Origin of the sequence: Burkholderia metallica (assembly GCF_902832845.1) — a bacterium.
GTDB lineage: Bacteria > Pseudomonadota > Gammaproteobacteria > Burkholderiales > Burkholderiaceae > Burkholderia > Burkholderia metallica.
The window spans coordinates 289,764-312,904 of sequence record NZ_CADFDB010000004.1 but is presented as its reverse complement, the minus strand read 5'-3'; the positions used below and the strand labels follow the sequence as shown (position 1 = coordinate 312,904).

23 protein-coding genes and 1 pseudogene are annotated in these 23,141 nt (G+C 67.2%); 13 read left to right on the top strand and 11 right to left on the bottom strand.

Annotated features, from left to right (window positions below):
• Window positions 1–202: 202 nt before the first annotated feature.
• Complete coding sequence (gene pyk / locus HWX08_RS14260) at window positions 203–1,639, bottom strand: pyruvate kinase (protein ID WP_069257479.1); 1,437 nt, start codon at window positions 1,637–1,639, stop codon at window positions 203–205.
• Between pyk and HWX08_RS34605 the strand changes: the two genes are divergently transcribed.
• Window positions 1,638–1,766 carry a hypothetical protein gene (locus HWX08_RS34605; protein ID WP_021164118.1) on the top strand — a complete coding sequence of 43 codons (129 nt, stop codon included), beginning with the start codon at window positions 1,638–1,640 and terminating at the stop codon, window positions 1,764–1,766. The genes pyk and HWX08_RS34605 overlap by 2 nt on opposite strands.
• A 157-nt stretch (window positions 1,767–1,923) precedes the next feature.
• Here the strand turns inward: HWX08_RS34605 and HWX08_RS14255 are convergent, their stop codons facing one another.
• The 3 genes from HWX08_RS14255 to HWX08_RS14245 all read right to left on the bottom strand — a co-directional run bounded on the left by HWX08_RS14255 (window position 1,924) and on the right by HWX08_RS14245 (window position 4,475).
• Window positions 1,924–3,120, bottom strand: a complete 1,197-nt coding sequence (locus tag HWX08_RS14255; protein WP_069257480.1) for a phosphoglycerate kinase — start codon at window positions 3,118–3,120, stop codon at window positions 1,924–1,926.
• A 279-nt stretch (window positions 3,121–3,399) separates the two neighbouring features.
• Entirely contained in the window at window positions 3,400–3,723 is a 324-nt protein-coding gene (locus HWX08_RS14250) for an AzlD domain-containing protein (protein WP_069257481.1), read from the bottom strand.
• Window positions 3,720–4,475 (bottom strand): AzlC family ABC transporter permease, encoded by a 756-nt coding sequence (locus HWX08_RS14245; protein ID WP_174921080.1) that lies wholly within the window; start codon window positions 4,473–4,475, stop codon window positions 3,720–3,722. Before HWX08_RS14245 ends, HWX08_RS14250 begins: the two co-directional genes overlap by 4 nt.
• Before the next feature lie 206 nt (window positions 4,476–4,681).
• Between HWX08_RS14245 and HWX08_RS14240 the strand changes: the two genes are divergently transcribed.
• The 6 genes from HWX08_RS14240 to HWX08_RS14215 all read left to right on the top strand — a co-directional run bounded on the left by HWX08_RS14240 (window position 4,682) and on the right by HWX08_RS14215 (window position 9,250).
• Entirely contained in the window at window positions 4,682–5,605 is a 924-nt protein-coding gene (locus HWX08_RS14240) for a branched-chain amino acid transaminase (protein WP_069257483.1), read from the top strand.
• Window positions 5,606–5,655: 50 nt separating this feature from the next.
• Window positions 5,656–5,850, top strand: coding sequence for a zinc-finger domain-containing protein (locus tag HWX08_RS14235; protein WP_006749970.1), 195 nt, complete (start codon window positions 5,656–5,658; stop codon window positions 5,848–5,850).
• Between the two features lie 148 nt (window positions 5,851–5,998).
• Window positions 5,999–7,036, top strand: a complete 1,038-nt coding sequence (gene waaF, locus HWX08_RS14230) for a lipopolysaccharide heptosyltransferase II (protein ID WP_069257484.1) — start codon at window positions 5,999–6,001, stop codon at window positions 7,034–7,036.
• 115 nt (window positions 7,037–7,151) lie between these two features.
• Window positions 7,152–7,598, top strand: a complete 447-nt coding sequence (locus tag HWX08_RS14225; RefSeq protein WP_006749968.1) for a nuclear transport factor 2 family protein — start codon at window positions 7,152–7,154, stop codon at window positions 7,596–7,598.
• Window positions 7,599–7,632: 34 nt separating this feature from the next.
• Window positions 7,633–8,670: a hydrolase gene (locus HWX08_RS14220; protein ID WP_069258061.1), complete on the top strand. Its 1,038-nt coding sequence runs from the start codon at window positions 7,633–7,635 to the stop codon at window positions 8,668–8,670.
• Window positions 8,663–9,250 (top strand): DUF2946 family protein, encoded by a 588-nt coding sequence (locus HWX08_RS14215; RefSeq protein WP_174921079.1) that lies wholly within the window; start codon window positions 8,663–8,665, stop codon window positions 9,248–9,250. Before HWX08_RS14220 ends, HWX08_RS14215 begins: the two co-directional genes overlap by 8 nt.
• A 46-nt stretch (window positions 9,251–9,296) precedes the next feature.
• Here the strand turns inward: HWX08_RS14215 and HWX08_RS14210 are convergent, their stop codons facing one another.
• Window positions 9,297–10,991 (bottom strand): M48 family metalloprotease, encoded by a 1,695-nt coding sequence (locus HWX08_RS14210; RefSeq protein ID WP_174921078.1) that lies wholly within the window; start codon window positions 10,989–10,991, stop codon window positions 9,297–9,299.
• A 271-nt stretch (window positions 10,992–11,262) separates the two neighbouring features.
• On the opposite strand from HWX08_RS14210, the gene moaC reads away from it, so the two are divergent.
• The 6 genes and pseudogenes from moaC (at window position 11,263) to HWX08_RS14180 (ending at window position 16,571) form a co-directional block, all read left to right on the top strand.
• Window positions 11,263–11,751, top strand: a complete 489-nt coding sequence (moaC, locus tag HWX08_RS14205; RefSeq protein WP_174921077.1) for a cyclic pyranopterin monophosphate synthase MoaC — start codon at window positions 11,263–11,265, stop codon at window positions 11,749–11,751.
• A gap of 214 nt (window positions 11,752–11,965) precedes the next feature.
• Window positions 11,966–12,249: pseudogene (locus tag HWX08_RS14200) on the top strand (type VI secretion system tip protein VgrG); the annotation flags it as partial.
• Window positions 12,206–12,655, top strand: a complete 450-nt coding sequence (locus HWX08_RS14195; protein ID WP_244122754.1) for a hypothetical protein — start codon at window positions 12,206–12,208, stop codon at window positions 12,653–12,655. The pseudogene HWX08_RS14200 and the gene HWX08_RS14195, both read left to right, overlap by 44 nt.
• A gap of 79 nt (window positions 12,656–12,734) precedes the next feature.
• Complete coding sequence (locus HWX08_RS14190) at window positions 12,735–13,886, top strand: WD40/YVTN/BNR-like repeat-containing protein (RefSeq protein ID WP_174921089.1); 1,152 nt, start codon at window positions 12,735–12,737, stop codon at window positions 13,884–13,886.
• Between the two features lie 191 nt (window positions 13,887–14,077).
• Window positions 14,078–15,337 carry a WD40/YVTN/BNR-like repeat-containing protein gene (locus HWX08_RS14185; RefSeq protein ID WP_244122750.1) on the top strand — a complete coding sequence of 420 codons (1,260 nt, stop codon included), beginning with the start codon at window positions 14,078–14,080 and terminating at the stop codon, window positions 15,335–15,337.
• Between the two features lie 31 nt (window positions 15,338–15,368).
• Window positions 15,369–16,571 (top strand): hypothetical protein, encoded by a 1,203-nt coding sequence (locus HWX08_RS14180; protein ID WP_174921075.1) that lies wholly within the window; start codon window positions 15,369–15,371, stop codon window positions 16,569–16,571.
• A 123-nt stretch (window positions 16,572–16,694) separates the two neighbouring features.
• Here the strand turns inward: HWX08_RS14180 and HWX08_RS14175 are convergent, their stop codons facing one another.
• The 6 genes from HWX08_RS14175 to sucC form a co-directional block, all read right to left on the bottom strand.
• Entirely contained in the window at window positions 16,695–17,045 is a 351-nt protein-coding gene (locus HWX08_RS14175; protein ID WP_069257493.1) for a TonB family protein, read from the bottom strand.
• A gap of 464 nt (window positions 17,046–17,509) precedes the next feature.
• On the bottom strand, window positions 17,510–19,288 hold the full coding sequence (locus HWX08_RS14170; protein ID WP_174921074.1) for a PglL family O-oligosaccharyltransferase: 1,779 nt from the start codon (window positions 19,286–19,288) through the stop codon (window positions 17,510–17,512).
• Window positions 19,289–19,450: 162 nt separating this feature from the next.
• Entirely contained in the window at window positions 19,451–20,047 is a 597-nt protein-coding gene (locus HWX08_RS14165) for a pilin (protein ID WP_174921073.1), read from the bottom strand.
• A 97-nt stretch (window positions 20,048–20,144) separates the two neighbouring features.
• Window positions 20,145–20,849 carry a TerC family protein gene (locus HWX08_RS14160; RefSeq protein WP_174921072.1) on the bottom strand — a complete coding sequence of 235 codons (705 nt, stop codon included), beginning with the start codon at window positions 20,847–20,849 and terminating at the stop codon, window positions 20,145–20,147.
• A gap of 155 nt (window positions 20,850–21,004) precedes the next feature.
• On the bottom strand, window positions 21,005–21,886 hold the full coding sequence (gene sucD, locus HWX08_RS14155) for a succinate--CoA ligase subunit alpha (RefSeq protein ID WP_006477916.1): 882 nt from the start codon (window positions 21,884–21,886) through the stop codon (window positions 21,005–21,007).
• Between the two features lie 64 nt (window positions 21,887–21,950).
• Window positions 21,951–23,117, bottom strand: a complete 1,167-nt coding sequence (gene sucC / locus HWX08_RS14150) for an ADP-forming succinate--CoA ligase subunit beta (RefSeq protein ID WP_069257497.1) — start codon at window positions 23,115–23,117, stop codon at window positions 21,951–21,953.
• Window positions 23,118–23,141: the final 24 nt, after the last annotated feature.

The window sequence follows — 23,141 nt, the reverse complement described above, 5'->3', positions numbered from 1 at the left end:
GCGGCATTTTATCGCGAAGCGCCTCCGATTCCGACCGGCCGGTAGCGCCTGCTCGCAATTTGTTACGTTCGCACGGCACAATGCGGGCAAAAAAGAGAAAAAAAGCCGCGCGGGGCATGCGACCCCGCGCGGCTTTCGTCGAAAATCGGCGCCAGATCGTCTCGGGCGACCGTTTCGGGCCGGGCAACTGCCCGGCCGGTGCTCAATAGTGCTCGCCGACGCGCACGATCTTCAGCGTGTTGGTGCCACCCGCCTGCCCCATCGGCTCGCCGACGGTCAGCACGACCATGTCGCCGTGCTGCACATAGCCCTGCTTGACGACGATTTCGAGCGCGGCCTGCAGCGCCGAGTCGCGATCGCTGTTGAAGTCGACGTGCAGCGGCGTCACGTTGCGGTACAGCGCCATCGTGCGCTCGCTGCCGACGCGCGGCGTCAGCGCGAAGATCGGCACGTGCGTGTAGTGACGCGACATCCACAGCGCGGTCGCGCCCGATTCGGTCAGCGCGATGATCGCCTTCGCGCCGAGGTGATATGCGGTAAACAGCGCGCCCATCGCGATCGACTGGTCGATCCGCGTGAACGTGCGGTCGAGGAAATCCTTGTCCAGCTCGACTTCTTCGGACTTTTCCGCCTCGACGCACACGGCCGACATCGTCTCGATCGTGACGACCGGGTACTTGCCGGCGGCCGTCTCGGCCGACAGCATCACCGCGTCGGTGCCGTCGAGCACCGCGTTCGCGACGTCCGACACTTCCGCACGCGTGGGCACCGGTGCGTGGATCATCGATTCCATCATCTGCGTCGCGGTGATCACGAGCTTGTTCGACTCGCGCGCCATCCGGATCATCCGCTTCTGCAGCGCCGGCACGGCCGCGTTGCCCACTTCCACCGCGAGGTCGCCGCGCGCGACCATGATGCCGTCGGACGCGTCGAGAATGCTCTGCAGCGCCGGAATCGCTTCCGCACGCTCGATCTTCGCGATCATCTTCGGCTTGATGCCGTACGGCGCGCCCGCGATGTTCGCGAGCTGGCGCGCCATTTCCATGTCGGTTGCGTTCTTCGGGAACGACACCGCCACCAGGTCCGCGCCGAGCGACATCGCGGTGCGGATGTCTTCCATGTCCTTCGCGGTCAGCGCCGGCGCCGACAGGCCGCCGCCCTGGCGGTTGATGCCCTTGTTGTTCGACAACTCGCCGCCCACCTTGACGATCGTGTGGATCTCGTCGCCGAGCACGCGCTCGACGGTCAGCACGATCAGGCCGTCGTTCAGCAGCAGCAGGTCGCCCGTGCGCAGGTCGCGCGGCAGTTCCTTGTAGTCGAGGCCGACGCGCTCGTCGTTGCCAAGCTCGCAGCCCGCGTCGAGGATGAAGGCCTGGCCCGGCTCGAGCGTCGTCTTGCCGTTCTCGAACTTGCCGACGCGAATCTTCGGGCCCTGGAGGTCGGCCATGATCGCGATCTCGCGGCCGACCTTGCGGGCGGCCTCGCGCACCATCTCGGCGCGCTGGCGGTGATCGTCGGCGGTGCCGTGCGAAAAATTGAGCCGCACGACGTCGAGGCCCGCCTGCATCATCTGCAGCAGAATCTCCGGCGAACTGGAAGCCGGGCCGATCGTGGCGACTATCTTGGTGGCGCGCTGCATGAAACTCCTCATCTGGATCAAGGTGGATGCGCTGGGTGAAACGCTGCGAGAGCCGGAAGCGGCAGGCCCAGCGGCGGCCGTTCCGGGGGGCGTGCCGGTGCTTGCGCCCGGCATCGCTTTGTTCTGAATCTCGTGGTGTTGCTCGGCCGCGTCGCCGGCAGCCGCCGGTGCGCGCGGGGCGGTGTTCGCCCGCGCGGGCGCGCGTTTGCGCTTGCCCGCGCCGGCCGGCTGCTCCGCTTTCGCGGAGCGCGCGGCCTTCGTCACCCCTGCGCGCGCCGCCACGCTCAGGCCGCCCGCGTTTCGAGCACTTCCACCGCCGGCAGCTTCTTCCCTTCGAGGAACTCGAGGAAGGCTCCGCCGCCCGTCGAGATGTAGCTGACCTGGTCGTGGATGCCGTACTTCGCGATGGCCGCGAGCGTGTCGCCGCCGCCCGCGATCGAGAACGCGGACGATTTGGCGATCGCTTCCGCGAGCGTCTTGGTGCCGTTGCCGAACTGGTCGAACTCGAACACGCCGACCGGGCCGTTCCAGACAATCGTGCCGGCTTTCTCGAGCTGACTCGCGAGCGCCTTGGCCGTATCGGGGCCGATGTCGAGGATCATGTCGTCCGCTTCGATGTCGGCGACCTGCTTCACCGTGGCCGCGGCCGTCGGCGAGAATTCCTTCGCGGTGACGACGTCGGTCGGGATCGGCACCGACGCGCCGCGCTCGCGCGCTTCGTCGATGATCGCCTTCGCCTCGTTGACGAGGTCGGCTTCCGCGAGCGACTTGCCGATCGACAGGCCGGCCGCGAGCATGAACGTGTTCGCGATGCCGCCGCCGACGATCAGCTGGTCGACCTTGCCGGCCAGCGACTTCAGGATCGTGAGCTTGGTCGACACCTTCGAGCCGGCGACGATCGCCACCAGCGGGCGCGCCGGGTTGCCGAGCGCCTTGCCGAGCGCGTCGAGTTCGGCGGCCAGGAGCGGGCCCGCGCACGCGACCGGCGCGTACTTCGCGATCCCGTGCGTGGTCGCTTCCGCGCGGTGCGCGGTGCCGAATGCGTCGTTCACGTACACGTCGCAGAGCTTCGCCATCTTCTGGGCGAGCTCGTCCGAATTCTTCTTCTCGCCCTTGTTCACGCGGCAGTTCTCGAGCAGCACGACCTGGCCCGGCGCGACGTTCACGCCGTTCTCGACCCAGTTCGACACGAGCGGCACGTCACGGCCGAGCAGCTCGGCGAGGCGCTTCGCGACCGGCGCGAGCGAATCTTCCGGCTTGAATTCGCCTTCGGTCGGGCGGCCGAGGTGCGACGTGACCATCACGGCCGCGCCGGCGTCGAGCGCAGCCTGGATGGCCGGCACGGATGCGCGCACGCGGGTGTCCTCGGTGATGTTGCCCTGGTCGTCCTGCGGGACGTTCAGGTCGGCGCGGATGAATACCCGCTTGCCGGCGAGCTGGCCGGCGGCGATCAGGTCGGTAAGACGCTTGACTTGGCTCATGTTGAACAGATTGAAGTGGTGGATGGGGAAAGGGGGTTCACGCTGGACGTGCGCGGGCTGCCGCGAAAGGGCGCCGGATGCGGCCGTGGCTGGCGGTTCGCATGACGCGCACGGGTAAAAAATCCTGAACGGGCATTCTAGCCGATCCATCCGGCAGACTGACCCGCGGGCGGCGAATTCCGCCTATTTGGGATCGCGCGCGGCGACGAACACATTGCCGCAACGCAACAATGCGCCGGCGCGAACGGCCGGCGCCCGGCGCACCTGAACGGCGGCTCATCAGAACACCAGGCGCAGCACTGTGAACACGAGCATCCCGACGACGATCGTGCCGAGCATGCTGCGCCGCCACAGAAACCAGCCGAGGCCGGCGAGCGCCGCGTAGAACGGATGGTTGGACAACGCGAACGACAGCCCGGCCGGCGTTTCGAGCACGTCGGGCAGCACGACGGCGACGAGCGCGGCGGCCGGCGCGTAGCGCAGCGCGCGCTGCGCGCGTTCGGGCAGCACCGTGCGTTCGCCGCCGATCAGGAACAGCGCGCGCGTGACGGCCGTGACGATTGTCATCCCGATGATGACGATCCAGATTTCCGTCGCGCTCATTCGATCTCCTTCTCGTGCACGGTTTCGGTGCGGATGCGTCGCCAGTCGGCCCGCTCGACGAAGAAATCGGCCGTGCAGCCGGCCGCCAGCGCGGCGAGCACCGCGAGCGGCAACGCGAGCCGGTACGGCAGGTCGAACGCGACGAGCGACACGACGCCGGCGACCGCGACGGCCGCGAGCGTCGAGCGGTTCGCGACGGCCGACACCATGATCGGGATCAGCGCGAGCGTGCCGGCCAGCTCCAGCCCCCAGCTCGCGGGAAAGAAGCTCGCGAGCAGGATGCCGGCGAGCGACGACACCTGCCACGACAGCCAGCTCGCGAGCGCCATCCCCCAGAAATACGCTTCCTTGCCGGGCACGTGGCCGTAGGCGAAGCCCTGTTTCTGGAACAGCAGGTAGATCACGTCGCCGTTGAAATAGCCGATTGCGAGGCGCCGCCACAGCGGCAGGTAGGAAAAATGGGGCGCCAGCCCGGCGCTGAAGATCACGAAGCGCGTGTTGACCATCGCGGCCGTGAGCAGGATGGTCCAGATCGGCAGCTTCGCCGCGAGGAGCGGCAGCACCGCGAGCTGCGACGAGCCCGCGTAGACCAGCAGCGACATCGCGCTCGCCTGCCAGAGCGTCATCACCGATTTGCTCATCGCGATGCCGGTGACGAGCCCCCACGAGAAAATCGCCATCAGCGTCGGGGAATAGTCGCGCGCGCCCTGGATCAGCGCGAAGCGGTCGGTGGCGGATAGTCGAGCGAGCATGGGAAGCGGGCCGCAGCGGGCGGTTCGCGGGCCGCCGGCGCCTCCTGCCGGTACGACCCGTCGTTATTGGAATCGGTACCGGGCGATTATAGCGCCGGCCCCGCGCCGACCGACCGGATCGCCTCCAAATGACGCTAAAATAAGCGTCTTTCCGGCTCAACGCTGCATACAACCCGCAGCACCTCACCGCTTCCCAGGAGAAATCTATGTCAATGGCCGACCGCGACGGCAAGATCTGGATGGACGGCAAGCTGATCGACTGGCGCGACGCCAAGATCCACGTCCTGACCCACACGCTGCACTACGGCATGGGCGTCTTCGAGGGCGTGCGCGCGTACAAGTCGGCCGACGGCAGCACCGCGATCTTCCGCCTGCCCGAGCACACCAAACGTCTGCTGAATTCGGCGAAGATCTTCCAGATGGACGTGCCGTTCGACCGGGAAACGCTCGAAGCCGCGCAGCTCGAAGTCGTGCGCGAGAACAAGCTCGAGTCGTGCTACCTGCGCCCGATCATCTGGGTCGGCTCGGAAAAGCTCGGCGTGGCCGCGAAGGGCAACACGATCCACGTCGCGATCGCCGCATGGCCGTGGGGCGCGTATCTCGGCGAGGACGGTCTCGCGAAGGGCATCCGCGTGAAGACGTCGTCGTTCACGCGCCACCACGTGAACGTGTCGATGGTGCGCGCGAAGGCATCGGGCTGGTACGTGAACTCGATCCTCGCGAACCAGGAAGCCACCGCCGACGGCTACGACGAAGCGCTGCTGCTCGACGTCGACGGCTACGTGTCGGAAGGCTCCGGCGAGAACTTCTTCCTGGTGAACAACGGCAAGCTGTACACGCCCGACCTGTCGTCGTGCCTCGACGGCATCACGCGCGACACCGTCATCACGCTCGCGAAGGACGCCGGCATCGAAGTGATCGAGAAGCGCATCACGCGCGACGAGGTCTATACGGCCGACGAAGCGTTCTTCACCGGTACGGCCGCCGAAGTCACGCCGATCCGCGAGCTCGACAACCGCACGATCGGCAGCGGCGCGCGCGGCCCCGTCACGGAAAAGCTCCAGTCGGCGTTTTTCGATATCGTGTCGGGCAAGAACGCGAAGTACGCGCACTGGCTGACGAAGGTCTGAGTGCGCCGCGCCACCGACTGCCCCACAAAAGAGTGATAAGAGAAAGTCTCATGAGTGAAATCAAGGAAATGCCGCTGGTCGAACTGACGGCCAAGGATCTTCCCGCGTACTGCCCGAACCCGGCCATGGCGCGCTGGAGCGCCCACCCGCGCGTGTTCATCGACGTGTCGCACGGCGAGGCACGCTGCCCGTACTGCGGCACGCGCTACAAGCTGCGCGACGGCGAGGTCGTCAAGGGCCACTGAGCCCCGGCGGCCGGGCCCGCAGGTTCGCAGGCCCGCCCACCCGCAAGGCGGCGCCGCCGGATTGCCGGCGCGCCGCCCTTCTCCATTCTGGCAACCCGAACGCGGCGCCCGAGCGCCGTGCTTCATTACGACATCGGAAGTCGACCTGATGCGTCGAGCGCTGGTTATCGCACCGAACTGGATCGGTGACGCATTGATGGCGCAGCCGCTTTTTGCGCTGCTGAAGAAACTCCATCCCCGCATCGCGATCGATGCGGTCGCACCCTCGTGGGTCGCGCCCGTGCTCGAGCGGATGCCCGAGATCCACGATGTCTACGCGACCGATCTCGCGCACGGCAAGCTGCAGCTGCTGCGCCGCTGGCAGCTCGCGAGCGACCTGCGCGACGTCGGCTACGACGCGGCGTACGTGCTGCCGAATTCGCTGAAATCCGCGGTGATCCCGTGGCTCGCGAACATCCCGCTGCGGATCGGCTACACGGGCGAACACCGCTACGGGCTGCTGAACGTGCGGCACGCGAACCCGGACAAATCGGGCGAACGCCCGCCGATGACGACCCACTACGCGGCGCTCGCGTACGCGCCGGGCGCGAAGCTGCCCGAGTCGATGAAGACGCTGCCCGCGCCGCGCCTCGACGCCGACCTCAACGAGACCGCGCGCGTGTCCGCACGTTTCAATCTCGACACGCGCAAGCCGCTCGTGGTGTTCTGCCCCGGCGCCGAATACGGCCCGGCCAAGCGCTGGCCGCCCGAACACTTCGCGTCGCTCGCGACGATCGTCCACCAGTCGTTCCCGTACACGCAGATCGTCGCGCTCGGCTCGCAGAAGGATGCCGCGGCCGCGCAGGCGATCGCCGACCACGCGCCGAACGTGCGCAACCTGTGCGGGCAGACGTCGCTGTCGGAGGCGTGCGCGCTGATCGCGCGCGCGAACGCGGTCGTCACCAACGATTCGGGGCTGATGCACGTGGCGGCCGCGCTGCGCCGGCCGCTCGTCGCGCTGTACGGATCGACCGATCCGCGCCACACCCCTCCGCTGTCGGAGCTGGCGAAGGTACAATGGCTGCATCTCGAATGCAGTCCCTGCTTCCAACGCGAGTGCCCGCTCGGCCATCTGAACTGCCTGCGCGAACTCGGTCCCGAGCAGGTATTCGGCGATTTGCGCGGCATGCTCGTCGGGCAGCGCTGACCCTGGCCGGCAGCGTCGCACGGCGCGCCGGGCAATCCGATTCACCGGTGTACGGCGGCTCCATCCGGGCCGCCGTGCTGAATACGGCGCGCGACGCGCGCGAGAGATAACCCCGATGCCACGTTTTGCCCGCCTCTTCGAAGCCGCCGCCGATACGCTGAACGCCTACTACCAGGCCGTCGCCGATGCCAATCTCGACGCGCTGCTGGGATTGTGGATCGACGAGGATTTCGCCAGCTGCGTATGGGCGGACGGCGAGCATCTGCACGGCCTCGACCAGATCCGCAGCGGGCTCGCGAACCGGCTCGCCACGCGCCCGGTGACGATCGAGCCGCTCGACATCCGCGTGTACGACAGCCTCGGCACGGTCGTCTATACGATCGCCGAAGCGCATCAGCAGGCCGACCTGACGGCCGAACCCGACATGGTTTTCGCCACGTACGTGATGATTCACGAGCGCGGCGAGTGGCGCATCGCGCATATCCACGCGAGCCCGATTCCCGAACAGGCGGCCGGACAATTCGCCGCGAAGATCCGTCATGGGCAGGGTCCGCTGCACTGACGAAAAGACGAAGCAACGCATACGCGGGGCGATCATGAGTACGGCTTCTCCGCCCACCTCGCCGCTCACCGGGGCTCCGGCCCCCGACGACGACCTACTGCGCTATCGCGCACCACGCTGGCTGCCCAACAGCCACGCACAAACCATCGTGCCCGCGCTGTTCGCGCGGCGCCCCGTCGTCGCCTACCGGCGAGAGCGATGGGAAACGCCCGACCACGACTTCATCGATCTCGACTGGGTTGCGCATCTCGACAGCGCGGCGCCGGCGCCCGATGCGCCGCTGTTCGTGCTGTTCCATGGACTCGAAGGCAGCTCCGGCTCGCACTACGCGCTCGCGATGATGGCCGCGGCGCGCGCGAAGGGCTGGCACGCGGTCGTGCCGCACTTCCGCAGTTGCAGCGGCGAGATCAACCGCCAGCCGCGCTTCTACCATCTCGCCGACAGCGCCGAAGTCGACTGGATCCTGCAACGGCTCGCCGCTCAGCATCGCGGGCCGCTCGTCGCGGCCGGCGTGTCGCTCGGCGGCAACGTATTGCTGCGCTGGCTCGGCGAGCATCGCAGCGACACGTCGATCCTGCAGGCGGCCGCCGCGATCTCGACACCGATCGACGTGCATGCCGGCGGGCGCGCGCTGTCGCAAGGCTTTGCGATGGTCTATACGCGCAGCTTCCTGAAGACGCTCAAGCGCAAGGCGCTCGCGAAGCTCGACCAGTACCCGGGGCTGTTCGACCGCGAAGCGATGCTGCAGGCGGTGACGATGCGCGACTTCGACGAGGTCGTGACCGCGCCGCTGCACGGTTTCGCCAACGCGGACGACTACTGGACCCAGGCGACGACCCGGCCGCTGCTGCCCGCGATCGACGTGCCGACGCTGATCCTCAACGCCCGCAACGACCCGTTCCTGCCCGAATCGGCGCTGCCGGGCCCGGCCGACGTGTCGCCGGCCGTCGAGCTCGACCAGCCCGAGGCCGGCGGGCATGCGGGATTCATGACCGGGCCGTTCCCCGGCCGCCTCGACTGGCTGTCGGCGCGGGTGTTCGGCTATTGCTCGAAATTCGTCGACCATGGATGACATCGTCAGGCAGGCCCTCGCCAAATGGCCGAACGTGCCGCACTGTACCGGCTGGCTGCTGCTCGACCGGCGCGGCGAATGGCGGCTGCGCGATGACGCCGCGCAGGCGGCCGGCGAACTCGGCTCGCCGATCCGGCATGCGGCGCTGAACGCGTTCATCGGCCGCAACTACGACTGCGACGCGCACGGCCAGTGGTTCTTCCAGAACGGGCCGCAGCGCGTGTACGTCGAGCTGGCCTATACACCGTGGGTCGTCCGGCTCGCCGAGCGCGACGGGCAGCTCGCGCTCACCGACCAGACCGGCGCGCCGTTCGAACCGGATGAAGCATGGCTCGACGATGCCGGCGGCGTACTGTTTCACGCGGCCGGCACGCCGCCGCGCATCGCGGCGCTGCACGATCACGACCTCGGGCTGTTCGCCGATCACGCGGATTTCGATGCGGTGCCGCCCGTGCTGCGCTGGCGCGACGGCCGCGTGCTGCCGCTCGGCAGCATCGTCGGCGCGGACGTGCCCGCGCGGTTCGGCTACGTCGCGAGCCCCGCGCAGCGGGCCCGCAACACGGCCGACGGCGGCAACTGACCCGCAGCGGCCGCACCGGCGTGCGCCGTGCGCCGTGCGCCGGCCGCTACCCGCGGCCGTTCTTCTCGTCTTCGCGTTCTTCCTTGTAGCGCGCCTCGAATTCCAGCAGCCGCGCGCCGATCATCGACTGCTCGTAGAACGACACGTCCTTCGCGTCGCGCGCTTCCTTCAGCTGGCGAATCGCCGACGGCCACGCGCCGTCGAGCGCGAGCTTCTCGGCGAGCGCGCGGCGCCGCGCCAGCACGTCGCCCTTGCCGTCGCTCGCCTTCGCGAGATAGTCCCACCAGTCCGGCTGCCTGGGGTCGGCCTGCGTCTGCGCGCGTGCCTGCGCCTGCGCGTCGGCGAAACGGCGCGCCGCGAGCAGCGCCTGCAGATGCGCGACGATCGCGGCGTGCGACGCCGGCCAGCGCCGCTGCGCAAGCGCCGCGAGGCGCACCGCGTCGTCCGCACGCCCGGCGCGGCGCGCGATGTCGGCGGCCAGCACGTCGAGGCTCGGCGAACTCGTCACCGGATCGTCGTCGCGCCGCTCGCGCGCCTCGAACGCGGCGCGGGCCGACGCGAGTGCCTTGCTAGCCGCATCGTACTGGCCGAGCAGCGCGTTCGCGAGCGCGATGCCGTACCAGTTCGCCGCGACGTTCGGCGCCGTGCGATCGTCGATCTCGACCTGCATCCGGCGCGCCTCGGCCGCGATGTCGGTGGGCGCGCGGTTCTGCAGCACACGCAGCCGCGCGCGCACGAAGCCGTATTCGGGCGACTGACGCGGCTGCCGGTACGGCGCGCGGCGCGCGCGATCCTCCATGTCGGCGATCCGCTCGCCGGTCAACGGGTGCGTGCGCGCATAGGCCGGCACGCCCGCATCGCCCATCGACGCGCGGTCGAGCCGCTCGAAGAAGCCCGGCATCCCGTACGGGTCGTAGCCCGCGCCCGCGAGCAGCTGGAAGCCGACGCGATCGGCCTCGCGCTCGGCCGAACGCGAGAAGCGCAGCTGGTTGTCCACCGCATACGCCTGCCCGCCCACCGCGATCGCGCTGCCGAGGTCGCCGCTTCTCGCGAGGACGCCGGCCAGCACGCCGAGCAGCATCGTCGCGAGCGCCGTATAGCCGGTCTTCTCGTTCGCACCGATCATCCGCGCGATGTGCCGCTGCAGCACGTGCCCCATCTCGTGGCCGACCACCGACGCGAGTTCCGACTCGGTCTGCGTCGTGACGACGAGCCCGCTGTTGATCCCGATGAAACCGCCCGGCATCGAGAACGCGTTGATCTGCGGATCGCGCACCGGGAACAGGTCGAAGTCCGGCGTATAGCCGCCGATGAAGCGCGCGGCCGCCGCGGCTGCGAGCCGCGCCGCCATCGCGTTCAGGTAGTCGCGCACGAGCCAGTCGTCGAGATAGTCGGGATCGCGCCGCACCTCGCGCATCACGCGCTCGCCGAGCCGGCGCTCGGCCTGCGGCGTCAGCGCACCGCCGGACCCGTCGCCGAGGTCGGGCAGCTCGAACGCGCGAAGCGGCGCGCGCAGGCTCGCGGCCGGCGCCGACGCTCCGCCCGCTTCCGAGAAGCGGCTCTCCGCGCCGCCGTACGTGCCGAACACGCCGGTTGCGATACCGGACGGCACGGTGGAGATCGACCGGGCGCCGTCGGCTGCCGGTTCGAGCGGCGGCGCGGATGCGCGCTGCGCATGGCCGCTCGGCGGCAACGCGAGCGCCGCCGACAGCGACACGGCAAGCAACTGTTTGACACGCATGGCAGGATGAAAACGACGCCGTCCCGCGCGCCGGGGCGCGCATCGCGGCGTTTGGTCTGAATATTCGGGTCATTGTACCGGCGACATCGCGACTGTTCCGTGCGGGATGGGCGCCATCTGCGCGCCGGCGCCGTGAACGCCGCTGCTATGATAAGCGCCCGTTCAAGCGTGGCATCGGCGCGGGGAACCGGTAATTTCAGCACCCTGCCCGATCACCCTGCAGGATCGACGGACGTGCTCGCGCGAGCACGCCGTTCCACTGGAGCATCACATGTCAGGACTCACCCATTTCGACGCCGCCGGCCATGCGCACATGGTCGACGTCGGCGGCAAGCAGGAAACCCAGCGCATCGCGATTGCACGCGGCACGATCCGGATGCTGCCGGCCACGTTCGCGCTGATTCGCGACGGCAAGGCCAAGAAAGGCGACGTGCTCGGCGTCGCGCGCATCGCGGCAATCCAGGGCGCCAAGCGCACGGCCGACCTCATTCCGCTGTGCCACCCGCTCGCGCTGACGCGCGTGGCCGTCGACTTCGAACTCGACGATGCGCTGCCGGGCGTCCACTGCGTCGTGCAGGTCGAGACGTTCGGCCGGACCGGCGTCGAGATGGAAGCGCTGACCGCCGTGCAGGTCGGGCTGCTGACCGTCTACGACATGTGCAAGGCCGTCGATCGCGGGATGGTGATCACCGACGTGAGCGTGCGGGAGAAGCGCGGCGGGAAGTCGGGGGATTGGAAGGCGGAGGAGCCCGCGGGCTGAGCGGCCCTGCGGCGGTCGATCCGGGCAGAACCGCTAACGCCCTGCCATTGCCCTGCCGGATGACGTGCGCGCCTCGCTCGTCAGGCCGACGATCTGACCAAATTTGAAATGCCGTTGAAGGGCAAATTCGAGATATCAGTCGTTTATCTCATAAAATTGCAGAATTCCGCAAGAGAGAGCGTGCGACCCAGCACAAAAAAAGCGAGCACGGGTGATGAATTCGCAAGCATTGAGAAGCGCGCTGCTGACCGGTCCGATCCAGGACGAACGACTCGTCAAACTGGAAACGCCGCTCTGCCCAGACGTCCTCCTGCCCCATCGCGTCAAGGGGCGATCCCGGCTCGGCGGCATTTCGAGTTCACGGTCGACGCCGTGTCGGTGTCCGATGACATCGAACCCAAGAAGCTGATCGCGCAGCCGGTGACGTTGCGGATCCAGCAGGCCGGCAAGTCGTATGCGCCGCACCACGGGTACGTGCACGCTGCTCGCCGGCTCGGGGATGCTGACGCCGACGGGGTACAAGGATCGGCCGAAGGTGGCGATCAACATTTGCGACAAGCATGTAACGCCGGCGCCGAAATGGATCGTCGGCACCTGTCCGTTCTACTATCGACCGCTTCACGGCGCCTATCTGGAAACGGTTGAAAAGGTCAGCATGTCGAGCATTTGGTCGACCATCAAGGGCTTCGCCCTCTCATGGGATCCATGGACCGACTCCGATGTAGCGCACCGCCTCCTGCATCGGCGCGAGCAACTGATCGAGCCCGGCAGTTCGGATTCCGACTGGTCGGGGCATGGAAACTTCATGATGCGTCATATCGGATGCGGACATAAACCGCCCGATGAGGAATGGGATGTCGACGATCCGGTCGGCAAGGCGCTCGGAAGACTGCTGGTGAAGTGACATGCGAAATGGCAAACGATGGCTTTTGATCGCGGGATGCGTTCTTGTTCTGCCGATCGCTATTTACGGATATACGGAAATGACTTCAGGGTGGGAAACGGTATCGACCGAATTCATGCGCAACGATAAGCCATACGGCGCAGGCGCATTTCGCGTGCAACGCAACGAATTCATGTCGTTGAAGGTTGCGAGACCGGAACTCACGTTCAAGCCGGAAAGCGAGCAGAAGAACCCTGACGTCGCGGAGTTCGCCGAACCGTGGATGGACGACTCGAACGAGCGCCTGAACCGGTCCACCGTCAGTTTCCTGCGCGGCACCCTGGGCGGCAGCGTTGCACGTCACTTCCAACAACCGGGCCAGACTGCGTCATGGTGGTACTCGCCCGACTGGCGCGTCCTGTACGTCAGTACCGGCTGGATGGATTACAAGGCGCGTCGCCCCGACGACGGCGCGGTCCCTCAGACCACCAAGCTCTGGAAATCGAGCGATGGCGGCCAGCACTGGTCCCAGCTCCAGTGGCCGGCGGACCATAACATCAGCCGGTTGCTGTTCATCGATGCTCAACGTGGCTACGCGATCGGCTGGGGGCCACGCGTCTGGCGAACGGCAGACGGTGGCCAATCGTGGCAGGAAATCAACGAGCCTCCAGGCGCGATCGTCCAGGGGAAGCCGCGTAGCACTTTCGACGGTACCAACCTCGGCCCGGACGGCACATTGCGCGTCGCCTATCTGAGCACCGACGTCGAGCATCCGCAACCGGCCGGCATCGTCAGTCGGCTCGGCTGGGATCAGCAGGACTTCACGCAGGAAGCGGTGCTGCCCGGACAAGTCGTCGTCGGCCTCGAATCACCGCCGGCCCCCGCCCGAGATTACACCCTGTACGCACTGTCGCGCGCGAGTGGTGAATCCGGCGGCAGCCACGGTGCGGGTGTCATTTCAGCCTGGACCAGCGAGCACCCCGATCACATCCGGGAGTTGCACACATTCGAACGCCACTTGACGCTCAACGGGCTGAGCGCGGGGCGCAACGGCGTCGTGCTGGTCCACGCTACCGATCCCAACACCGCCAACGGCGGTGGTTCGCCCATCGACCTGACCATCAGCAGCACCGACGGCGGCAAAACGTGGCAGCAGACCACCGACAAGGCTTCGCAGGGCGGCTACTTTGACCCGGAATCGAATACGCTCTACTCGGTGTTTGCCTACACGCTGAGGAAGCGGCAATTCTGATTGCCGCCCGACGTGCCTGGCGCGGGCTGCGTCCGCAGAACTCGACGAAGCCCGCGACATGACCCAGCGCACGAGCAAACATAATGGCGCGGTTCGGTGATCAGGCAAAACCGTCGCGCGCGAGGCCAGTCAAACGCCAACCCGAATTCGTCCTTCGACTTCCGTCGGCCCCCATGCGAAATCGATCCAAATTGAAGCGACTGGCTGCCATCGCGCTCGGCAGCGCCGCGCTTGCCTTTTTGTACGAAAGCACGGGCCCTCGATGGGAAACCGTTTCGTCGGAAGTCACGTGGCCGGACCCGCCGGTGGGCGGTGGGGATTTCTATCTTGATGGCAGCACGATCATGTCGCTCACGGTCTCCGATCCCGTGATTACGCTGAAGCCTGCCAGCGAGTGGAAAAGACCGATGGTCGCCGAACCCGTCGAAGCGTGGATGAACAATGCGGGAGAAACGCTGAATCGACGAACCGCGAATTTCTTCCGCGGCACGATCGATCACGGGCTGCAGCGCTACTTTCAGGCGCCCGGCCAGAAAACCGCATGGTGGCATTCGCGCGATGGGAACATTCACTTGATCAGTGCCAGCTGGATGAGCTACACGTCTGCGCGCACTGCAGACGATCTCGTCCCGCATCAAACCCAAGTCTGGAAATCGCTCGACGGCGGCCGCCATTGGTCACGACTCGAATGGCACGAGCACGACGATATCGATCAATTCCTTTTCATCGATGCGCAGCACGGCTACGCGATCGGCTGGGGCCCTACCGTCCGACGCACATCCGACGGCGGCGAATCCTGGAAGCAGATCGCGCCACCGCCGGGTGCGGTGGTCCCCGGCGAAACCCGGCGCCAGTTCGAGGGAGTGAACCTGGGCCCGGACGGCGTACTGCGAGTGGCTTACCATGTCGATCGATCGGCAACGGCCCCTGCCCGCAGCGTCATATATCGGCTCGCCCCGGATCAGCAGGCGTTCGTTCCGGATGCCGTCCTGCCGGACCAGACAGTCGTCCGGCTCGAATCGGCACCTGCCACGGCGGAGAGCTACGCGCTTTACGTGCTGTCCCGCCTCGACAATGAGAGCCGCATCGACGCTACACGGGATCGCGGACACCGGACCGGCGTACTTTCCACATGGACGAACGCGCAACCCGAGCATGTCCGGCAAGTGGCGACGTTCGACAAGAAGCTCATTCTGGGTGGCCTCGACGTAGGCCACGACGGCCTGCTGCTCGTGTACGCGATCGATCCCAAGCAGGCGATCGATGATCCACCGGTCGCCCGGATGTTCAGTAGCACTGATGCCGGCAAGACCTGGAAACAGACTGACGACGAGACGATCTATCACAGCAAGTACTTCGATCCGGATACGAACACGCTCTATTCACTGCTCGGTGCGAGACTGAAGAAGCTGTCGTTCCCGATGCGAAATACCCCCGCTTCAGAAGACTGAATCCCCTCGCTACAACCTGAGAAACCATTCGATGATGAAAACGCTGCATTACGCCGCGCTCTCGCTGTGGATTGCCGCCGCACCGGTCGCCGCCTTCGCCGCCGGCACCTGCCCCGCCGCCGACACCGCGGCGCACGCGGCCATCGACGCGCAGCATCACGTCCAGCAGGTCCGCAATCCTCAAGGCGACGGCGGCGGCAACGTCGACGTTTCGCCGCCGCTACGCGACGCGCTTCGTGCGTACAAGCAGGCGCTCGTCGGCGCAATCGACGCGCGGCTCGCGTGCAGCGGCGAACAGGTCGATCCGGCCGCACTGAAACGCACGCTCGCGACCGCGCTCGGCGTGCCGGCCCACCCTGCCCAGCCGAAAAACGGCGAATCGGCGTTCGGCCGCAATCCGGACGTCGACGTCGAACGCGGCGGCACGTCGCGCCCGTTGCTCTTCGTGCGCGCCGGTTTCGACATCGCGTGCGGCGACGACAACGTGCTGACCGCTTACGCATGGGAAAACGGCGGCTGGCGACGCGTGCTGCGCTGGCAGGCCGACGATTACAAGGACATCGGCGGCGCCTACGGCGGTGGCTTCTGGTTCTCGGCGCTGCCCGGCGGGCAGGTCGCGGTCGTCCACGGCACGCCGTGGTGCTCGTCGCGCTGGAGCCGGTTCGGCGCGGACGTTCTTGCACCGGCAAACGGCTCGACCGCGCAACGCACGCTGTTTCATACCGAACACGGCTACGTGCTCGACGACGACGCGATCCGGTTCAAGGTACGCTCCGACGGCTTCGAGATACGCACGACGGTCGGCTCGAAAGACAGCGAAGTGATGACGCGGCCGGGCATCTTCCGCTACCGCGTCGACGGCGCCACCGTGCAGCGTGTGCAGCCTGTTGCGCTCAACGGCCGCGATTTCGTCGACGAATGGCTGAAGGTGGACGATGCGCTGGCGCGCGAATGGAGCGAGCCCGCCGCCGCCGCGGCCGCGCTCAAAGGCCGGCAGGCGTTCGACAAGGCCAGCAAGGCGACCGATATCGGGTTTGAGTACGGCCCGGTGCGGAGCTGCTCGGACAGCAAGGACCGCTTTCAGGTCGAACTCGACCTGACGGGCAACACCGGGGAAACGGTCGCGCGGCACTACGCGCTGATTCGTCAGGAACGCAACGGGTTCACGCTGCTCGGGCTGAGCGCGACGGCCGAGCCGGCCTGCCGCGGCGCGAACCTGATGCCGCGGCGCTGAACGCCGGGCGCGTGCGCTCCGACGGCCGCGCGCATCGACTGTGGCGGACGATGTACGACGAAGCGGCCGGCAGCAAACGAAGCCCGCACGGGCGGGCCGCGCGCAGGCCGCGCTGCTCGCGCATCACTGGCCGCGCTGCGGCTCGAACACGAACGGTTGCGTCAGCAGGAACGGGTTCGCGGTCGCGCCCGTCTGCGCGCAGGTCGCGTGCGTCATCGCGTCGACGGCCGCGCGGTCGGCCGCCGCATTGCGGCTGCTCGTCGTCACGGTGACGTTCTGCGCTTCGCCGGACGTCGTCATCAGCGCACGCACGAGCACGGTCGCCTGGCGCGTGAGCGGTTTCGCGGTATCCGGATAGACGGCGCGCGGAATGTGGCAGGTCAGCTTGCTTTCCTGCGACGACGACAGCATCGCGCAGCCGGAAAACAGCATCGCGACAGCGGGCAGGATCAGGTAGGTCGAGCGAATGGCCATGGTCGAATATCGTTCTTCAGCACTGTTTCCGACGCACGCGCCGCGCACCGGGCAACGTCGCCCGGCCGCATCGCATGCATCACGCCGCGCCGCGGCCATCGGACCGGCGCCCCGTTACGGCCGCACGGCCGATCGATGTTCGGCCGCGATCCTGCGTGGCGGACCTCCCGGATGAACGGGGTGCCGCCCGTGTTTGCGTCTGCCCGGTCGCCATGCGGGCCGGCAGGCAGGCGCTTTCGCGCATTGTGCACGCACGACCCGCCCGGCGGCGGCAATTTGACAATGGTTGACGCGAATTGCCGCGTCTTGGGGCGGAATGCGTGTAATCCGCGGGGTAATCGACAGGTCGCCGGGTTCGCGGGATTCACCGGAGTCGCGCGGCGCGCTTGCGCCCCGCTCGCGCCGCTGCTTCCCCACGTCGCGGCACCTGCCGGAATTCCCCGTTCCGGCAAGCGCTGCGCGCATCAATCCGAATCGTCGTCGTCCTCGTCGTCGGCTGCATCGGCCGGCACTTCGCCGTATTTCGCGACGACCGCCGCCTTGAACGTCTTCAACGCCGGCTGCTGGTCGCACAGCTTGTACAGCGCCGCCAGTTGTTGCGGCCAGTCCTTCAACTCCTTTGCAAACACGTGCAGGCGCGCGACGGTGTCGAACGCATCGGCTTCACGTCCGGCCAGCGCCTGCAGCACCGCATAGCGGCGCAGCACCGTCTCGCCCGGCAGCAGCGCGATCGCGCGCTCGTGCGCGGCGAGCTTGACCGGCAGGTCGTCCGGCGAAATCGCGAGCAGCGTGGCCGCGCCGTAATCGCCCCACGCGCCGAACAGCAGCGACGGCGCATCGCGGTACTGCGCGGCCGGATCGCTGCCGTAATACAGCACTTCCGCGCGCTGGTAGTCGCGCAGCACGGGCACCGCCGCCAGCACGCCGCCGACCGACAGTACCGCGAACAGCCCGAAGGCGGCCCGCCCCGGCAGGATGCGCAGCGGCTTCACTTCGAGCAGCCCGATCACGAACATCGCCGGCAACAGGAAGAACATGTACTGCTGCGGATACTCGACCAGCGCATGCATCAGCAGGATGCCGATCAGCGCGAAACCGAACACGCGCATGCTCGACTGCGGCGCGCGCACCGCACGCACGAACCAGGTCACGAGCGCGACGACGAGCACGCCCAGGCCGACGAGGCCGGACTTCGCGAGCAGGTCGATGAAGATGTCGTGCGAGTTGTTCGCGATCTCGACACCGCCGAGCGTGCGCACGAGCGCGAACTGGTGCGACGGGAACTCGCCCCAGCCGACGCCGAGCAGCGGATGCTCGCGGAACATCGCGAGCCCGTACTTCCACAGCGCGAGGCGCGGTGCGATCTGCCCCGCGTCGCGCATCCGGTCGGCCGCGGATTCCGCGAGATTCAGGTGGTAGTGCACATTGGCCCAGCGCACCGCGACGTTCACCGCGACGAACGCCACCGCCAGCACGACCGGAATCAGCCACGCACGCTTATTGCCCGGCGCGCGGCGCGACTCGAGCCACGCCATCCAGAAGCCCGCGACGACCATCACCGCGACCTGCAGCCACGGGCCGCGCGACACCGTCAGCGCGAGACCGACCGACAGCACGATCGACAGCGCGAACCACGCCCATACCGCGAGCCGGCGCGTCTGCACGAGATACAGCGCACCCGCGAGCGCGAACGCGATGTAGCTGGCCAGATGGTTCGCCTGCGCCATGTTGCCGTACGGGCGGCGATCGACCGCGACGTTGTAGATCACGACGAACGGCGACAGCGCCGACTCGAGGTGGAACAACTGCACGATCTGGGTGCCGACCGCGAACACGCCGCCGACGAGCAGCGCGCCGGCCATCATCCGCGACACGGCCTCGGTCAGCCCGTCGCGCGCGAGCGCATAGCCGGCCTGCATCGCGACCAGTGCGGCGGCAAGATAGCCGACCGCCAGCCAGTTCATCGACGGCACTTTCAGCGGGATCAGCGCGACCTGCGCGATGAGCACCGCCGCGAACCCGAGCGGCGCGACGAACGCGGCCGGCGCGGCGAACGGCTCGGTCGGGCGACCCGTGCGCGCGAGCAGCACGACGGACACCCCCACCAGCAGATACAGCACCAGCGCGGAAAACTCGGAATAGAAGGTCGGAATCGGATACGTGTGATTCGTGATCGCATACGGCACAATCAGGGCGACAGCCAGCGCAATGAGCGGCAACGAACGGGAAAAAGTAGAAGGCATGAGCGAACCGGATGTCAGCAACCGGCGCACTATACAAAACTTTCCTCGCTCTGTGCGGGGCCGTCGCGCCGCGACCCGACGCGGCACAGCCGCCCCGGCCGGCTGAAGCGGCAGGCGGGCTGCCCGCACCGCACGGCTGCGCCACCGTTCCGATCCCGCACATTACGCACGGCACTCGGCCGGCGCGTACTTCGCAGGCAGCGTCGCGGCGTCAGCCGGCAGCGGCCCGGCGCCCGGCGCCGGCAGCGACGACGCCTCCTTGCCGGCGGCGAAGCACTCCCACGCGATCGCACCGGCCTGCATCGCGCCCTTTTTGAGCGCCACGCGCGCAGTGGGCGCGTCGGCCTTGTCGGGCGCGGACGGCACGAGCACCAGCGTATTGGCGTTGGCCGCAGTAACGCGCGCGGTGAAGGTGACCGTGATCTGGCCGGTCTCACCGTCGATCGCGACGGATTGGACGTTGCGGGTCGCGGCCGGCGGGCTGTAGCCGCCGTCGAGGCTCGCGCCGCTCGCGGCGTTGTCGGCGACGGCAAGCCGCGCGGACGACGCGAGCGCGAGCCCCTCGCCGACCCGCGAGCGCGCGAGGTAATCCTGATACGCGGGAATGGCATAGGCCGCGATCACGCCGACGATCGCCAGCACGATCATCAGTTCGATCAGCGTGAAGCCGGCCGGCCGCCAGCGCGGCGACGGCCGGTTCGCGCGCCGCAGATCGGCGGCAACGCGACGGAACAGGGAAACGGAAAAGGCTTCGAACATGGCAGGCTCCGGAAACGAAAAACGCCTGCCGGTAGAGGCAGGCGTCTCGATCGTAGCCAGCGGGGTCCGAATCCGGCAGTCGGCCGGATGGCCAGTGTCAGTGAGCGCGCGGGGTGCCGCTGCGGCGCCTGAGCGCGTAGCCGATCGCCACGACGAACAGCGCGCCCGCAATGCTCGCGCCGTAGAGCACCGGCTGCGTATCGAGCACCGCCCAGCGATCGCCGACCGGATCGTTCACGATCAGCCCGCCCGCGATCCAGCCGAGCAGCCCGGCGCCGAGCGCCACGACGATCGGGAATCGGTCGAGCAGCTTCAGCACCAGCGTGCTGCCCCACACGATGATCGGCACGCTGACGACGAGCCCGAAGATCACGAGCGGGATCCGGTGCGACGGATCGGCCTGTTCGGCCGCGCCGGCGATCGCGATCACGTTGTCTAGGCTCATCACCGCGTCGGCGATCACGATCGTCTTCACGGCGTCCCACAGCCGGCTGGCCGGCTTGATGTCGTCGTGCGCGTCGTCGGCCGGCGCCATCAGCTTGATGCCGATCCACAGCAGCAGCAGCCCGCCGCCCAACTTCAGGAACGGCACGTCGAGCAGCGCGACCGCGAACGTGATCAGCGCGACACGCAGCAGGATCGCCCCCGCGGTGCCCCAGACGACACCGCGCAGCCGCTGGTTCGGCGGCAGGTTGCGGCATGCGAGCGCGATCACGACCGCGTTGTCGCCGCCGAGCAGGATATCGATGATGACGATCTGGAATACGGCGCCCCAATGCAGCGACGTCAGGAATTCGAGCATGGCCGTGAGGACAGGACAGCGGCCGCTCGCAGGCGGCCCGGTTCATCGCCGGCACATGCGCGACGCATGCCCGGTGCTTACGAATTCATTGCGCGAGCATAACAAAAAACGCCGGCAATGCCGGCGTTTTCTGCAGGACGAACCCGGGGGAAATATTACAGCGCCTTCTTCAGCAGACGGCCCATTTCCGACGGGTTGCGCGTGACGGTGATGCCGCACGCTTCCATGATTTCCAGCTTCGCTTCGGCCGTATCCGCACCGCCCGAGATCAGCGCGCCGGCGTGGCCCATGCGCTTGCCCGGAGGCGCCGTGACACCAGCGATGAAGCCGACGACCGGCTTCTTCATGTTGTCCTTGATCCACTCGGCGGCGTTCGCTTCGTCCGGACCGCCGATTTCGCCGATCATCACGACCGCATCCGTATCCGGATCGTCGTTGAACATCTTCATCACGTCGATGTGCTTCAGACCGTTGATCGGGTCGCCGCCGATGCCGACTGCCGACGACTGGCCGAGGCCGAGTGCCGTCAGCTGCGCAACCGCTTCATACGTCAGCGTGCCCGAACGCGACACGACGCCGATGCGGCCCTTGCGGTGGATGTGACCCGGCATGATGCCGATCTTCAGCTCGTCCGGCGTGATCGTGCCCGGGCAGTTCGGCCCGAGCAGCAGCGTCTTGCGGCCTTCGCGGCGCATGCGGTCCTTCACTTCGATCATGTCGCGCACGGGGATGCCTTCCGTGATGCAGATCGCGAGATCCAGATCGGCTTCGACCGCTTCCCAGATCGCAGCCGCTGCGCCTGCCGGCGGAACGTAGATGACCGACACGGTCGCGCCGGTTTCGGCCTTCGCTTCCTTGACGCTCGCGTAGATCGGAATGCCTTCGAAATCTTCGCCGGCCTTCTTCGGGTTCACGCCCGCGACGAATGCTTCGCGGCCGTTTGCGTATTCACGGCAGGCGCGCGTATGGAATTGACCGGTTTTGCCGGTAATGCCCTGCGTGATGACCTTCGTGTCCTTGTTGATCAGAATCGACATGTATTTTGACCTCTGTTCGATTGGCGTCGCGTGCCAGCCGCGCCGCCATGCGTATTCGATAGCGTTACTTGCCTGCGGCAGCCGCGACGACCTTCTGCGCAGCCTCTTCCATGCTGTCCGCCGAGATGATCGGCAGGCCCGAATCGGCCAGCATCTTCTTGCCGAGGTCTTCGTTCGTGCCCTTCATGCGCACGACGAGCGGCACGTTCAGGTTCACGGCCTTCGAACCGGCGATCACGCCTTCCGCGATCACGTCGCAGCGCATGATGCCGCCGAAGATGTTCACGAGGATCGCCTTCAGATCCGGGTTCTTCAGCATCAGCTTGAACGCTTCCGTAACCTTCTCGGTCGTGGCGCCACCGCCGACGTCCAGGAAGTTCGCCGGCTCGCCGCCGAACAGCTTGATGGTGTCCATCGTCGCCATCGCGAGGCCCGCGCCGTTCACGAGACAGCCGATGTTGCCGTCGAGCGAGATGTACGCGAGGTCGAACTTCGACGCTTCGATTTCAGCCGGATCTTCTTCGTCCAGATCGCGGTACGCGACGATTTCCGGGTGGCGGAACAGCGCGTTCGAGTCGAAGTTGAACTTCGCGTCGAGTGCGATGACCTTGCCGTCGCCGGAGACGTTCAGCGGGTTGATTTCGGCCAGCGATGCGTCGGTTTCCCAGAATGCCTTGTACAGACCTTGCAGGATCGCGCGCGCTTGCGGAATCGAAGCGGCCGGCACGCCGATCTTCGCGGCGAGGTCGTCGGCTTGTGCGTCGAGCAGGCCCGTCGACGGCTCCACGATGACCTTGTGGATCAGTTCCGGGTGCTTTTCGGCGACTTCTTCGATGTCCATGCCGCCTTCGCTCGAACCCATCAGAACGATCTTTTGCGAGATGCGATCGACGACGAGGCTGACATACAGTTCCTGCTTGATGTCGGCGCCTTCTTCGATCATCAGGCGGTTGACCTTCTGGCCTTCCGGACCGGTCTGGTGCGTGACGAGCTGCATGCCGAGGATCTGGCTCGCGTATTCGCGGACCTGCTCGATCGACTTCGCCACCTTCACGCCGCCGCCTTTACCGCGGCCGCCTGCGTGAATCTGAGCCTTCACGACCCAGACCGGGCCGCCGAGCTCTTCTGCCACCTTGACAGCGTCCTCCACCGAGAACGCCGGCTTGCCGCGCGGTACCGCGACTCCGAATTTCCGCAGGATTTCCTTACCCTGGTACTCGTGAATCTTCATGCGTGATTCCCTTCAGTCTGAGAG